This is a genomic window from Sediminibacterium sp., assembly GCF_030695065.1.
GTDB lineage: Bacteria > Bacteroidota > Bacteroidia > Chitinophagales > Chitinophagaceae > Sediminibacterium.
In genome coordinates this window covers 212,101-226,493 of the sequence record NZ_JAUYTR010000009.1, presented here as the reverse complement: position 1 = coordinate 226,493, position 14,393 = coordinate 212,101, and the positions used below count along the sequence as shown (strand labels likewise).

Annotated in this window: 11 protein-coding genes; 1 reads left to right on the top strand and 10 read right to left on the bottom strand. The window is 37.3% G+C overall.

The genetic code is table 11. The features are described from left to right. Positions 1 to 2: 2 nt before the first annotated feature. The 8 genes from murB to Q8S25_RS03230 all read right to left on the bottom strand — a co-directional run bounded on the left by murB (position 3) and on the right by Q8S25_RS03230 (position 12,236). Positions 3 to 1,025, bottom strand: coding sequence for a UDP-N-acetylmuramate dehydrogenase (gene murB / locus Q8S25_RS03265; protein ID WP_305534824.1), 1,023 nt, complete (start codon positions 1,023 to 1,025; stop codon positions 3 to 5). Further along, complete coding sequence (gene priA, locus Q8S25_RS03260; protein ID WP_305534822.1) at positions 1,025 to 3,469, bottom strand: primosomal protein N'; 2,445 nt, start codon at positions 3,467 to 3,469, stop codon at positions 1,025 to 1,027. Before priA ends, murB begins: the two co-directional genes overlap by 1 nt. Positions 3,470 to 3,494: 25 nt before the next feature. Then, positions 3,495 to 4,253 (bottom strand): 1-acyl-sn-glycerol-3-phosphate acyltransferase, encoded by a 759-nt coding sequence (locus Q8S25_RS03255; protein ID WP_305534820.1) that lies wholly within the window; start codon positions 4,251 to 4,253, stop codon positions 3,495 to 3,497. 66 nt (positions 4,254 to 4,319) lie between these two features. Continuing rightward, positions 4,320 to 5,798 carry a glutamate synthase subunit beta gene (locus Q8S25_RS03250; protein WP_305534818.1) on the bottom strand — a complete coding sequence of 493 codons (1,479 nt, stop codon included), beginning with the start codon at positions 5,796 to 5,798 and terminating at the stop codon, positions 4,320 to 4,322. Positions 5,799 to 5,803: 5 nt separating this feature from the next. Then, positions 5,804 to 10,330 carry a glutamate synthase large subunit gene (gene gltB, locus Q8S25_RS03245; RefSeq protein ID WP_305534816.1) on the bottom strand — a complete coding sequence of 1,509 codons (4,527 nt, stop codon included), beginning with the start codon at positions 10,328 to 10,330 and terminating at the stop codon, positions 5,804 to 5,806. A gap of 143 nt (positions 10,331 to 10,473) precedes the next feature. Continuing rightward, a complete protein-coding gene (locus Q8S25_RS03240; RefSeq protein ID WP_305534814.1) occupies positions 10,474 to 11,283 on the bottom strand; it encodes a 4-(cytidine 5'-diphospho)-2-C-methyl-D-erythritol kinase in 810 nt (269 codons plus the stop codon). An 18-nt stretch (positions 11,284 to 11,301) separates the two neighbouring features. After that, positions 11,302 to 11,895, bottom strand: coding sequence for a bifunctional nuclease family protein (locus Q8S25_RS03235; RefSeq protein ID WP_305534812.1), 594 nt, complete (start codon positions 11,893 to 11,895; stop codon positions 11,302 to 11,304). 35 nt (positions 11,896 to 11,930) lie between these two features. After that, on the bottom strand, positions 11,931 to 12,236 hold the full coding sequence (locus Q8S25_RS03230; RefSeq protein ID WP_305534810.1) for a DUF3817 domain-containing protein: 306 nt from the start codon (positions 12,234 to 12,236) through the stop codon (positions 11,931 to 11,933). 53 nt (positions 12,237 to 12,289) lie between these two features. On the opposite strand from Q8S25_RS03230, the gene Q8S25_RS03225 reads away from it, so the two are divergent. Next, positions 12,290 to 12,634: a cupin domain-containing protein gene (locus Q8S25_RS03225; protein ID WP_305534808.1), complete on the top strand. Its 345-nt coding sequence runs from the start codon at positions 12,290 to 12,292 to the stop codon at positions 12,632 to 12,634. On the opposite strand, the gene Q8S25_RS03220 is transcribed toward Q8S25_RS03225, so the two are convergent. Both Q8S25_RS03220 and Q8S25_RS03215 read right to left on the bottom strand, forming a co-directional pair. Then, entirely contained in the window at positions 12,631 to 13,596 is a 966-nt protein-coding gene (locus Q8S25_RS03220) for an electron transfer flavoprotein subunit alpha/FixB family protein (protein ID WP_305534806.1), read from the bottom strand. The two genes, Q8S25_RS03225 and Q8S25_RS03220, sit on opposite strands and share 4 nt — an antisense overlap. A 49-nt stretch (positions 13,597 to 13,645) precedes the next feature. Continuing rightward, positions 13,646 to 14,389 (bottom strand): electron transfer flavoprotein subunit beta/FixA family protein, encoded by a 744-nt coding sequence (locus tag Q8S25_RS03215; RefSeq protein ID WP_305534804.1) that lies wholly within the window; start codon positions 14,387 to 14,389, stop codon positions 13,646 to 13,648. Between the last annotated feature and the right edge of the window lie 4 nt (positions 14,390 to 14,393).

The window sequence follows — 14,393 nt, the reverse complement described above, 5'->3', positions numbered from 1 at the left end:
AGTTAATAAATGTTTACCTCTCTTTCTAATAGAATGCCAAAATGAGCTTGCACTTTTTTAATGATTTGTGCACTTAAATCAAAAATTTCAGCACCCGTTGCATTTCCATAATTAACCAAAACCAATGGTTGTAAAGGATAACATCCTGCATCACCAACTCTAAAACCTTTCCAGCCAGTTTGTTCAATAAGCCAGGCTGCAGGAACTTTGGTGTAGTCTCCATTATTAACAGCAAAACCAGGGATGTTCTTGTTTTCTTTTTTTAGCTCTTCATACAATGCAGTAAGAATAATTGGGTTCTTAAAAAAGCTACCTGCATTTCCAATTTTGGAAGGATCGGGCAATTTTCTTTGCCTAATACGAATTACCGCTTCGGCAATAGATTGGATATTGGGCTGCTGTTCTTTCATATTGATCAATTCCTGCTCAATATTGCCATAACTGGTATTGTATACGGGTGTTTTTCGTAATTTGAACACCACAGATAGAATAATAAATTGATTGCGTAATAGGCGTTTGAATATACTTTCTCTATAGCCGAATTCACAAGCTGAATTGTTAAAAGTTACCACAGCGCCATCACTAATTTGTATTGCCTCTAAAGATTCAAAGACATCTTTTATTTCTACTCCATAAGCGCCTATATTTTGCATAGGAGATGCGCCTACATTGCCAGGAATTAAACTCATATTTTCAATTCCCTGGTATTGCATTTGAACACAATAACATACAAATTGATGCCAGTTTTCACCAGCCATTGCTTTTACATAATAATTTTCATGGTCTTCTCTTATTAGCTCAATGCCCTTTAGTGCATTCTGTAAAACCAGCCCATTATAATCTTTGGTAAAAAGTAAGTTGCTGCCTCCTCCTAAAATGAGTAATGGATTATTTTGTATTTTATTCCATTCTAATAATTCTTGCATTTCAATAATAGAAGAAACACTGCAAAACGATTTGGCTAATGCATGAATGCCAAAGCTATTATAAGGTTTAAGGGAAATATTTTCTTGTATTTGAATCATTAATATATGGGATCTGCATTAGGAATAATATGTACCGATCTATATCTCTTATTCGTTTGTATAATGACCATTTGTTGGTGGATGGCTATTTTACAGTTATTTACGATATGGCTGTCTTTTGGCAGCTTCAATAAAATTTCCCATATAAATTGATTCCTAATTCTGTCTACAATGGGCTGTGAAGGACCGTTTAAATAAGCCCCAAACTGTTTGGATAACCCTTGCTGCATAATATTGGCTGCTTCTTCGGCAACATGCTTGTCTTTGTGTTTAAAAATGACCTGTATTAATCTAGTGAATGGGGGGTAATGAAATTGTTGTCTATTCTCTATTTCAAACTGATACAATGCTTGGTAATTGTGTTGTTGCACAAACTGCAATACAGGGTGCTTTAAATTACTCACTTGAACCATTACTTTTCCTAATCCGTCTTTTCTTCCGGCTCTGCCACTTACCTGTTCCATTAATTGGTAAGCGCGCTCGTTTACCCTGAAGTCGGTAAAGTTTAGGATGCCATCGGCGTCTATAATCCCCACTAAACTTACCTTCTCAAAATCTAAACCTTTCACTACCATTTGCGTACCCACTAAAATATCAATACGATGTTGTTCAAATATTTTGATTAGGTTGTCGTGGTCGTGCTTGCCTTTCACGCTATCGTAATCCATTCGGGCAATTACGGCTTGTGGAAATGCTTCTGATACCAATTCTTCTATTTTTTCGGTGCCAAAATTTTTCTGAACAAAATGATGGTTACCGCAAGCCATACAGGTTTGTAAAATAGGGTAAGTGGTACCACAATAGTGACAAGACAATTTCTGTTTCCCTTTATGAAAAGTGAGGGTTACATCACAATGATTACAATGTGGAATCCATCCACAAGTATCACAAATCATGTAAGGGGCATAACCTCTTCTATTTTGGAATAGAATGATTTGTTTTTTGGCATCTAAAGTTTCTTGAATCCCTTTTAAGAGGGCAGGCGACAAAGGGGTTTCACTTCTTTGTTTGGCAGGTATTTGTTTTAAGTCTATTAACTCAATTGCTGGCATAGCAACATCCCCATATCTTTCTAATAGTTCTACTAACCCATATTTATTTTGTTGAACATTAAAGTAAGTTTCTATTGATGGGGTTGCTGAGCCTAATAAAACTTTTGTCTTAAATAATGATGCATAATAAATGGCTGCATCTCTACTATGATAACGGGGTGCAGGTTCTTGTTGTTTGTATGAAGCATCGTGTTCTTCATCGCAAATAATTAAACCCAGGTTATTGAATGGTAAAAACAAAGCAGATCTAGCGCCTAAAACTACTTTGGTTTCGCCAGAATTTATTTTATTCCAAATTTCTACTCGTTCATTAGGGTTGAACTTTGAATGATAAATAGCAATATGACCGCCCAGGCTTTTTTGCAACCTCCGAATCATTTGTGCAGTAAGGGCAATTTCAGGTAGCAGGTATAATACTTGTTTCCCTAATTGAATTTGCTCTTCAATTAATTTCATGTACACTTGGGTTTTACCACTAGCGGTTATACCATGCAATAAGCATACTGTTTTAGATTCAAATATTTGTTTAATGGAAGCCAAGGCGCTAAGCTGCGCTGCAGAAAGTGTAAAATCTAAACTGAGTAATTTGGGTAAACTAGGTAGTCGATCGGTATTTCTTCTTTCTGCAATTAAGATGCCTTTTTCTATTAAACCTTTTAGTTGAGCAGCACTTGCATTGGCTTTTTTTAATAAGTCGGGTTGGGTTACAACGCCAATGGTGTTTTTTAAGTGTAAATATGCCAAGAGCAATTCCATTTGCTTTGGTGCCCTGCTCCAATTATTTAATAATTGTTCTAATTCGTTTTCTTGAGCATACTTCGGATGAAGTAGAATATAATTCTCTGTTTTTTGCTTGTATTTTTCTTTCAATTCCTCCCAAACAAAACAGACGCCCTTTTCAACCAGTTTTTTTATAACAGGGTAAGTGTTGTTGATGTCTAGTAATTGCTGTACTTCACTAATTTTAAGTTCTCCTTTAATCTCTAATGCTTCTGCTATAATAAATTCTGAATCGCTTAAATCACTAAAGTCTAAAGTTCGCTCTTCGTTCCACTGCAAAACACTTTCGCTAGACAATTTTAAATTCGCAGGAATGGCTGCTTGCATAACTTCCCCCTCGGTGCACATATAATATTGTGCAATCCATTCCCATAATTTTAATTGGATTTCATTTACGACAGGAGTACTATCTAAAATATTTAAAATAGGAGATGGGGTAAATTGTGCTGGAATTTCTTTTACGATTCTCTTTACAATGCCAGCATACTTTTTGTTTTTTCTTAAAGCAACTTCCACTCTAATTCCAGGAGCAATTGCCAACTGCATCTGCTCCGGAACTTGCCAGGTATAATTTTTAGGCAATGCCAATGGTATAATTACTTCAACAAACAAATTGAGATTTTAAACAAAAATACGTTTAAGGAGTGGGATAAGAAATATAACGTTTCAATCCTTCCTCCATGATTTTATTCACTTTTTCTTTTAATAAGGGTATGTCTTTTGGGGTAAGTCCACTTACTGGCACTTCATCTAAGTAAACAACTCTGTTCTCGCCAGGATTTAATTCAAAAAGTGATCGATAATGCATCCTTTTTAGTGTATCTACTAAAAGCAATGGTTTAATAGGGGTTTGTGTTTCAATGGCAATTCTAAAAGCGCCATCAAAAAAGTTTTTTAACGGCTGCCTTGTTTCATTAAAAGTGCCTTCTGGAAAAATAATAATGGAGATATGGTTTTTGATTGCTGCTTTGAGCGCACGAACACTCTTTGCTCTGGTTTCAGCATTCTTTCTATCAACCAAAATTACTGCTGCTCTATAGATCCATCCAAAAATAGGCACTTTAACCATTTCATATTTTCCTAGCGCACGTATGGGTTGGTGGATGGCTAATACAATAGGCGGAATATCCATATAAGAAATATGATTGGCAACAAAAATATATTGCTTGCTAGCATCGTGTGGGTACTCGTATATTTCTTTATGTGTAACGCCAATAGTATAATACCAAAGCTGTGCCCAAATTCTACAACAACGATATACTAAATTTCCTCCTCTTACTTTTCCGGCGGTAATGGCCAACATAGCAAACGGGAATACCAGTAACATAGCCATCACAAAAGTGATAAGGGCATAAATAGTAAATAAGAATAAGCCAATCTTTTTAAAAAGCGCCATAGCGCTCAAAAGATATTAAACAGTTGGGCTATCACCAAAAAAATGAATTAGCTAATCAATAAATCGTCATAGGTAGGCACTCATTACAGTGTTTATGTCTTTTGATTCTAATAAAGAACTGCCCATTAAATATTCATCTACTTTTCTAGCGCATTCTCTGCCTTCACTAATGGCCCAAACTACTAAGCTTTGTCCTCTGCGCATATCGCCTGCAGCAAATACTTTTTGTATATTGGTTTGGTACTGCTTTTCATTTGCTTTTACATTACCTTTTTCATCTAGTTCAATTTCTAATTTATTTAATAGCCCTTCTTTTTGGGGGCTCACAAATCCCATTGCCAATAAGGCCAATTCACAAGGAATTTCTTTTTCGGTTCCGGCTATTTCTACAAATCCAGCAGTTTTTCCGTCTTGGGTAATTTCCCATTCCAATTGCACTGTCACCAACGATTTCAAATTGCCATTTGCATCTCCAATGAATTTTTTAGTTGCAATTGCCCATTCTCTTTGTGCACCCTCTTCATGCGAAGAAGTGGTTTTTAATATAAATGGATATTGTGGCCAAGGCATATGGCTGTTTCTTGAAACTGGGGGTTGGGGCATTAGTTCAAATTGCGTTATACTGGCGGCTTTTTGTCTATTGGCAGTACCAATGCAATCACTTCCAGTATCTCCACCACCAATCACCACCACATTTTTATTGGTAGCTAGTAATGGACTTTCGTCAAAATGAATAGATGCAACTCTTTTGTTTTGTTGTTTTAAGTAATCCATTGCAAAATGGACCCCATTCAGTAGACGGCCTTCTATATTTAAGTCTCTAGGAATAGTAGACCCTCCGGCCAATACAATTGCACTGTATTCGCGCAATAAATCGTTGATGCTAATGGTTACGCCCACATTTGCATTGCATTTGAAAATAACGCCTTCTTCTTCCATTAATTGAATTCTTCTATCAATTACCCATTTCTCTAATTTAAAGTCTGGGATGCCATATCTTAGTAAGCCCCCTGGTGCTTCATCTCTTTCAAATACTGTTACCAGATGGCCTGCATAATTCAATTGGGCTGCTGCAGCAAGACCTGCCGGTCCAGATCCTATAACAGCAATGGTTTTACCTGTTCTTGTTATTGGCTTATTAGGTAAGACTAATCCTTTTTCAAAGGCAATTTCAATAATATGCTTTTCTATTTCTTCAATGGTGACAGGAGGTTGATTAATACCCAACACACATGCAGACTCGCATGGGGCAGGGCAAATTCTTCCAGTAAATTCAGGGAAGTTGTTGGTAGAAGAAAGAATTTCATAAGCTTCTGCCCAGTTTTTTTTGTATACTGCATCGTTAAATTCTGGAATGATATTTCCTAAAGGGCAACCATTGTGGCAGAATGGAACACCACAATTCATGCACCTTGCACTTTGTTGGTTTAATGCTTGCTCTGTTAATGGGGCAACAAATTCTTTATAATGAGTAATTCTTTCCTTGGTAGACTGCTTTGATGGAATCAGTCGGTCAAATTCTAAAAATCCAGTTGGTTTACCCATGGTAATTATTTTAAAACAGTGGTGTGTTGATTTTTTTTAGCCAATACTTTTTTATAGTCTGTAGGGAACACTTTTATAAAATGGGCTAATTGGTTTTCAAAATCTTTTAAAATGAATGCTGCAACACTACTGTTTGTGTAATTGAAGTGTTGTTGAATTAATGCTTTTAGTTGAATGGAGTCTGTTTCATCTAGTGGATCTAGCTCAACCATTTCAAGATTGCAATTGGCTGCAAATTCATTGGCGGTATCATATATGTATGCAATACCACCACTCATTCCAGCAGCAAAATTTCTTCCTGTTTTACCTAGAATAACTGCAATGCCTCCAGTCATGTATTCGCAGCCATGATCTCCAATTCCTTCTACTACAACTTTGGCGCCTGAATTTCTAACTGCAAATCGTTCACCAGCTTTTCCTCTTATATAAGCCTCACCGCTTGTTGCTCCGTATAGTGCAACATTTCCAATAATGCTATTTTGTTCTGCAATAAATTGTGCGGAAGCAGCTGGATAAACAATCAATTTAGCTCCGCTAAGTCCTTTGCCAAAGTAATCATTGGCGTCTCCTTCTAATTCTAATTTTAGTCCACAAGTATTGAAAGCACCAAAGCTTTGTCCAGCGGTTCCTTTGAATTTAAAATGAATGCTGTCTTCGGGCAAGCCTTTGCTTTTGTAAAGCTTAGTAATTTCATTGGATACAATGGTACCCACTGTTCTATCTGTATTAATTAACGGGAACGCTCCATATGCTTTTTCACCTTTTTCAATAGCTGATTTTGCAGTAGCCAATAATTTCCAATCAAGTACTTCTGTTAAACCATGGTCTTGTAATTCCTGGGCATATAAACCCGTATTTGCATCTGCAGGTTCCTTATACAATATTTTTGATAAATCTAAATGGGTGTATTTCCAATGATGAATAGCTGGTCTTTGTTGTAAATAGTCTGTTTGACCAATCATTTCATTAACGGTTCTAAAACCTAATTCAGCCATTATTTCGCGCAATTCCTGTGTAATAAATTTGAAAAAATTCACCACATGATTGGGGTCTCCTGTAAAACGTTTACGCAAAGTTTCGTCTTGTGTTGCAACACCTACTGGGCAGGTATTTAAGTGGCATTTTCGCATCATAATACAGCCTTCTACAATTAATGCTGCAGTTGCAACACCCCATTCTTCTGCACCCAATAATGCAGCCATAGCTATATCTCTGCCTGTTTTCATTTGACCATCTGCCTGTACAATTACTCTTGAGCGTAATTTATTTTTTACCAAGGTTTGATGGGTTTCTGCTAAGCCTAATTCCCAAGGTAGTCCGGCATGTTTAACCGAACTAACAGGTGAAGCACCAGTACCACCGTCGTGACCTGCAATTAAAACAACATCCGCTTTTCCTTTTACCACCCCCGCCGCAATGGTACCAACCCCAGCTTTAGAAACCAATTTCACATTAATACGTGCAGTGCGATTGGCATTTTTTAAATCAAATATTAATTGGGCTAAATCTTCAATGGAGTAAATATCATGATGGGGTGGAGGTGAAATTAATCCAACACCTGGGGTGGCGTGTCTTGTTCTTCCAATCCAATCATCTACTTTATGACCTGGCAATTGCCCGCCCTCTCCAGGCTTGGCGCCCTGCGCCATTTTAATTTGAATTTCATCTGCCTCGGTTAAGTAAAGTGCAGTAACACCAAATCTTGCAGAAGCTACTTGTTTAATTGCAGAACGCATAGAATCTCCATTCGGTAGTGGGGTATACCTTATTTCATCTTCACCCCCTTCACCGGTGTTGCTTTTGCCACCTAGTCTATTCATGGCAATAGCTAGTGTAGTATGTGCTTCCCAAGAAACAGATCCAAACGACATAGCGCCGGTTGCAAATCGTTTATAAATATTTTCTGCTGGCTCTACTTCATCTATTGAAATAGAAGGTCGATTGCTTTTAAAATCAAGTTGACTTCTAAGTGTACATGCTTGTTCGCTTTGGTTATTAATTAATGACGAATATTTTTTGAAAGTTGAATAGTCGTTTCTCTTAGTTGCATTTTGCAACAAGTGAATGGTTTGTGGATTGAATAAATGAAATTCCCCTTTTCTTTTCCATTGGTATACCCCTCCAACGGGTAATCTATCAATGGTTTTATTTTTCTTACTGAAAGCAAAAAAATGTTTAGCCAATGTTTCTCTGGCAATTTCATCTAATCCCATTCCTTCTATTCTTGATGTGGCCCCTGTAAAGTATTGATCAACAACATTACTATTGATTCCAATGATTTCAAATATTTGTGCACCCTGGTAACTTTGCAAAGTGGAAATGCCCATTTTCGAAAACACTTTTAACAAGCCATCATTCACCGCTTTTATATAATTTTTCTTGAGCTGTTCAACATCTAATGGGCTGTCTATTTTATTAGAAATTTTCATGTCTCTAATAGAAGATAAAGCCAAATATGGATTAATAGCGGTAGCGCCAAATCCTACTAAGCAAGCAAAATGATGGGTTTCCCAAACATCTCCAGCTTCAATAATTAAACCCACCTGACCTCTGTACCCTTTCTTAATTAAGTGATGATGAACCGCAGCAGTTGCTAATAAAGAGGGGATAGGGGCGTGGTCCGAATCGATGGCTCGGTCTGTTAATATAATCACTTCAAATCCATCTTGAACTGCATCAACCGCATATCTACATAGTCTATCTATGCCTGCTTTTAAAGAGCCCGTTTTGCCATCTGCTCTAAAATAAGTTTGTAAAGTTTTTGCTTGAAAAACACCTGTATCAATACTTCTTATTTTTTCTAACTCATGGTTGTTTAAAATAGGATGTTGCAATGCTACACTATGACATGCAGTGGGTTCTTCTACCAATAAATTTCCATTGCTGCCTGCAAATGTGGCCAACGACATGACCATTTTTTCACGAATGGGATCAATTGGCGGATTGGTTACTTGAGCAAAAAGCTGTTTAAAATAAGCGCTTAAATGTTGAGGTTGGTTACTTAAAATGGCCAATGGTGCGTCATTGCCCATTGATCCAATTGGTTCTTTGCCGTCAATGGCCATTGGGGCAATAATAGTGTCTAAATCTTCTGTTGTATAACCAAAAGCTTTTTGGTATTTAAATACTTGATCGTGTTCTAAATGCGTAAACATCACCCGGGGCTCAGGCAATTCTTCTAATCGAATTTTGTATTTGTTCAACCATTCCGCATAAGGCTTTTGCGAACAAATTTTTTCTTTTAATTCATCATCAGAAACAATTCTGCCCTCACTCATGTCTACCACAAACATTTTGCCTGGCTGTAATCGGCCTTTTTCTTTTACGTTAGCAGGGTCTATAGGAAGCACACCTGTTTCGGAAGCCATGATTACTCTGTTATCGTGTGTAATGGTATATCTAGAAGGCCTTAACCCATTTCTATCTAGTGTTGCGCCTATCATTTGTCCATTAGTAAAGGAAATGGAAGCCGGACCATCCCATGGTTCCATTAAACAGGCATGGTACTCGTAAAAAGCTTTTTTAATAGGGTCCATGCTGCTGTTGCCATCCCAAGCTTCAGGAATCAACATCATCATTACATGCGGCAATGAGCGCCCAGTTAATGTGAGTAATTCAATCATATTATCTAAACATGCTGAATCCGATTGCCCATTGGTAACAATAGGAAGAATCATGTCTAATTCTTCTTTGGTAAATGCTGGAGTAGTGAATCCTTTTTCGCTTGATCTTAACCAGTTTAAATTTCCTTGAAGGGTATTGATTTCTCCGTTATGTGCAATATACCTAAAGGGCTGTGCCAATTTCCAGGAAGGGAAAGTATTGGTAGCAAACCTTGAATGAACTAATCCAAATGCCGATACCATTCTCTTGTTAGACAAATCGGTAAAATAGTTGCGAACCTGATGACTGGTTAGTTGCCCTTTATAAATAATGGTTCTAGATGAAAGCGAAACAATATAAAACCCAATTTCATCTTTTCGGATGGTATTATTAATAGTATGTGAAGCATAATTGCGTAGGATAAACAATTTTCGTTCAAAAGCTTCTTGGTCTTGAATATGGTCGGGACAAGCAATGAAAACTTGTTCCATACAAGGTTCTACCGACAAAGCAGTTGGGCCTATATCCAATTTGTTTACTGGTACCTTTCTGTATGCAATTATTTCTAATCCTAATTTTTCTGCTGCGCGATTAAAAATATCTCTACATTCTTCACGCAGACCAACCGATTTTGGAAAAAAAATCATTCCCACACCATACTTTCCTGCATCGGGTAAATGTTTCCCTAATTGAATACATTCATCGAAGAAGAATTCATGTGGAATTTGAATTAGAATACCAGCGCCATCTCCTGTATTTACTTCGCATCCACATGCGCCTCGGTGTTCCATATTTTCTAATACGGTTAAAGCATCCGATATATATTGGTGGTTCTTGTGTCCATTGATATTGGCAACAAATCCAATACCGCAGGCATCGTGCTCAAATTGGGGATTATAGAGGCCTCCATTGTTTTGGTTACTAAACATTTAGTCCAGTTTAAACTTGGGTTAATAATGGCGGCAATCTGAACTAAATTAATAAAAAAAGCGAGTAATTGAAAATAATATTTAAACTAATGGTTGTAAGTTTAAATATTATCTAATAAAATAAATATAATTTTAGATAAATATTAAGCTGTGATAAAGACGCTACCATTAAATGCCGAATGAATATTGTTGGAGGGTCTTGTTTTAAATATTCCAAATACAGTAGAGCCGCTTCCACTCATGGCGGCATAGCTTGCTCCTTGCTGATATAGCAGCGTTTTAATATGTTCAATTTCAGGATAAGCTTTACTTATTGGGGCTTCAAAATCATTGAACAAATGATTGGGCCATTCTTCAATGGGCTGTTCAAGTATGGAGACTAGATTTTTTCTAGATGGGGTTGGCGTTATTTGTTCAAAAGCCCACTTTGTATTTACATGAATCCCTGGGTTTACTAACACAAAATGATAGTTAGATAAATCAAGTTGAATTGGGTTCAATTTTTCGCCTCTACCAGTTGCATAACAAGCGGTATTCATGATGAAAAAAGGACAGTCACTTCCCAGCTTTGCAGCATATTCAATCAATTGTTGGTTAGTAATATTTAATTTATATTTTTCGTTTAGTAAACGCAAAGCAAATGCACCATCAGCACTTCCTCCTCCTAATCCTGCACCCATAGGAATCAATTTGTGCAAGTGCATGTGAACGCTGGGTAAGTCTGGAAAATCTTGCTTTAATAAGTGGTAGGCTTTTAAACAAAGATTGGTTTCAGTATTACCTGGAATGTCTAATCCGGTAGATTGAAAATGCTGTGTAGTGGAAGTCACTACTTCTAATATGTCCTTTAATTGAACAGGGTAAAATACGGTTTCTAATTCATGAAAACCATCCGGTCTTTTTCCGGTGATATGCAGTCCTAAATTAATTTTACAGTTGGGAAAAATGACCATGGGCTTTTGTGCAAAGCACTATTTTCTTTTTTTCAACTCGTCACGAATGGCAATAGCTCTGATATAATCTTCTTGGTCTAATACTTCATTTAATAAATTATTCAGCTCTTCAATATTGAGTGAACTTAGGTCTGAACGCTCGCTACTACCTGCAGGCTCTTCTGAGCCTACTGCTTCCATTTTGGGTTTTGCAGTACCTCCTTCTTCCATGGCAATGCCTGCACTTTCTAAAATATTATCATAGGTATAAATAGGGCAACCAAATCTTACTGCTAATGCCAATGCATCGCTGGTTCTACTATCTATTTCAACAGTGTCGTTATCGGTATAGCAAACTAATTTTGAATAGAAAATTCCTTCTTGTAAATCGTTGATAATGATTTCTTGCAATTCAACGCCAAAAGCATTCATGAAGTTTTTCATGAGGTCGTGGGTGAGTGGTCGACTGGGGTGCATATTCTCTAATGCTACCGCAATGGCTTGCGCTTCAAACCCTCCAATTACAATGGGAAGTCTTCGTAATCCATTTATTTCACCCAATACAACAGCGTAAGAGTGGGTTTGTGTAATGCTGTGAGAAAGCGCTACAATTTCCAATTCAATCTTCTTCATATTGTGTGCTAAATTAACTTAAAAATACGAATGAATCATGCTTGGCCATGTTTCTTCAGCCATTTGTCGAAAAGGAAAGTTCCAAATGGGAAAAAGGCTGCTAAAAAAGCATTAATCAAATATTTAAAAGGCCAGTTTTCTTGCTCTTTTACCCATAAAGCCAAAGATAAATACGCAACAAATAAAAGTCCATGTGCCCAACCCGTATATTTTACTGCCAATGGGTAACCCGCTAGATATTTCAGTGGCATGGCTATTCCTAATAAAATCAATAAAGAAATTCCCTCGGCATATCCAATTGTTCTAAAAAAAGAAAGGGCATTAGAAGACGATTTTTGCATAGATGCAAAACTACCAAATTTTATGTGCAAATTGTGTGGCTAAAACAGCTACTATGCCTTTGTTTAATATTCATGAAATTCCTTCCTGCAATTTAATAGCAGGATATGATGCGCAGTTTATTCATACTGCCAATGCAACCTATTCTCATGTAAAAGCGAAAGCAGATGCAGTACTACCAACACATTCGCATCCGCAGGAACAAGTGTCTTATATTTTAGATGGTACTTTTGAATTAACTGTTGAGGGAGTAAAACATGTATTAGAACCGGGGCAGGTTTTTGTTATCCCTTCTAATACCATGCATAGTGGACTTGCTATAACCGACTGTTTTATACTCGACGTCTTCACGCCATTGCGTGAAGACTATCGAGAAAAAGGTGGAATTAATTTAGGTTAAGCACCTGCTTTCATTTTTTGAATAGCAGCAGTTAACTGAGGCACTACTTCAAATGCATCTCCTACAATACCGTAGTCGGCTGCTTTAAAGAACGGAGCTTCAGGATCTTTATTGATGACAACAATCACTTTAGATCTATTTACACCAGCTAAGTGTTGAATAGCACCAGATATACCAATGGCTATGTACAAGTTAGGCGCAACTTGTACCCCTGTTTGTCCAACGTGTTCGTGGTGTGGTCTCCAATGCGCATCACCAACTGGTCTACTACATGCAGTAGCAGCTCCCAATTCTTTGGCAAGGTCTAATAAAATACCCCAGTGTTCTGGGCCTTTTAATCCACGACCTCCGCTTACTACTATATCTGCTTCAGTTAATGGGACCTCTCCAGTGATTTTATTCACTGCAGTTACTTTTACTTTTGGTTCACTTACTGTTACAGCCAATGCTTCAACAACAGCAGTACCTTCTGTTGCAACAGTTTTATATGAATTCGGGTTTAACGAAATCACTTTTGTTGCAGATAGTATATTCACATGAGCAAATGCTTTACCAGAGAATACCGTTTTCTTAACAGAAAAACCATTACTGGTATCTGGCAATGCACAAGCACCTGCAACCAATCCTGCTTTTAGTTTTGCAGCCACTCTAGCAGCTACTGCTTTACCCGTTTGGTTATGAGAAAATACCAATACAGTTGCTCCAGCAATAGTAGCTGCTTCGCTTAATACACTTGCATAAACTTGTGCATCTACATTATTAAGTGAAGCGTTATTAACTTGATGAATTTTACTTACTCCGTATTTACCTAAAGCAGCTAAGTCATCGCTAACTGTTCCTAGCACAATTCCTTCGGCACTTGTACCCAATTGTTTTGCTAAATCTGCACCATAAGTAAGTGCTTCTAAAGAAGATTTTTTTACAACACCTTCTGATTGATCAATAAATATTAAAACAGACATTTTTAAAAATTTGAGTAGTTAATAAAACGTTGCAAAACGCTTTGAAAAATTAGATGGCTTTTGCTTCTTCGTGCAGTAATCTTACCAACTCGGCAACATTATCCGGAGCTACTAATTTAACACCGGCTTTTGCAGGTGGTAATTCAAAGCTATGTATGCTAGTAAGGGCATCTATTGCAATGGGGTCAACCACTTTTAGTGGCTTTGTTCTTGCAGCCATAATACCACGCATATTTGGAATACGTTGCTCAGCCATTCCTTTTTGGCAACTTACCACTACCGGTAAAGCTACTTCAGCAGTTTCTTCGCCACCATCAATTTCACGAACAACTGTTGCAGTGGTTCCATTTAAATCGAATTTGGTAGCCAATGAAATATAAGGGGCATCAACTAATTCGGCAACCATGCCACCAATAGAAGATCCATTGTAATCAATGGTTTCCTTTCCGGTAAAGATGAGATCATACCCGCCTTGTTTAGCTACTTCCGCAATTTGTGCTGCAATAAAATAAGCATCACTATTGTCGGTATTTACTCTAATTGCTTCATCTCCACCTAATGCCAACGCTTTTCTTATAATTGGTTCTGCGTCTGCATTACCCACCGTTACTAAATGAATTGTTGCTGCAGGGTTAGCTTCTTTTAATTCAATGGCTCTCACCAATGAATACCATTCATCGTAGGGATTGATGATCCATTGTACACCTGCTTCATCAAATTTGGTATTGCCATCGGTAAAGGCAATTTTAGAAGTAGTGTCTGGTGTTTTACTTACACAAACTAAAATCTTCATATGG

Excerpts from the sequence above, each read along its gene's own strand:
- murB (WP_305534824.1), bottom strand. The coding sequence starts at position 1,025 with ATGATTCAAATACAAGAAAATATTTCCCTTAAACCTTATAATAGCTTT.
- Q8S25_RS03255 (WP_305534820.1), bottom strand. The coding sequence starts at position 4,253 with ATGGCGCTTTTTAAAAAGATTGGCTTATTCTTATTTACTATTTATGCC.
- Q8S25_RS03250 (WP_305534818.1), bottom strand. The coding sequence starts at position 5,798 with ATGGGTAAACCAACTGGATTTTTAGAATTTGACCGACTGATTCCATCA.
- gltB (WP_305534816.1), bottom strand. The coding sequence starts at position 10,330 with ATGTTTAGTAACCAAAACAATGGAGGCCTCTATAATCCCCAATTTGAG.
- Q8S25_RS03240 (WP_305534814.1), bottom strand. The coding sequence starts at position 11,283 with ATGGTCATTTTTCCCAACTGTAAAATTAATTTAGGACTGCATATCACC.
- Q8S25_RS03235 (WP_305534812.1), bottom strand. The coding sequence starts at position 11,895 with ATGAAGAAGATTGAATTGGAAATTGTAGCGCTTTCTCACAGCATTACA.
- Q8S25_RS03230 (WP_305534810.1), bottom strand. The coding sequence starts at position 12,236 with ATGCAAAAATCGTCTTCTAATGCCCTTTCTTTTTTTAGAACAATTGGA.
- Q8S25_RS03225 (WP_305534808.1), top strand. The coding sequence starts at position 12,290 with ATGCCTTTGTTTAATATTCATGAAATTCCTTCCTGCAATTTAATAGCA.
- Q8S25_RS03220 (WP_305534806.1), bottom strand. The coding sequence starts at position 13,596 with ATGTCTGTTTTAATATTTATTGATCAATCAGAAGGTGTTGTAAAAAAA.
- Q8S25_RS03215 (WP_305534804.1), bottom strand. The coding sequence starts at position 14,389 with ATGAAGATTTTAGTTTGTGTAAGTAAAACACCAGACACTACTTCTAAA.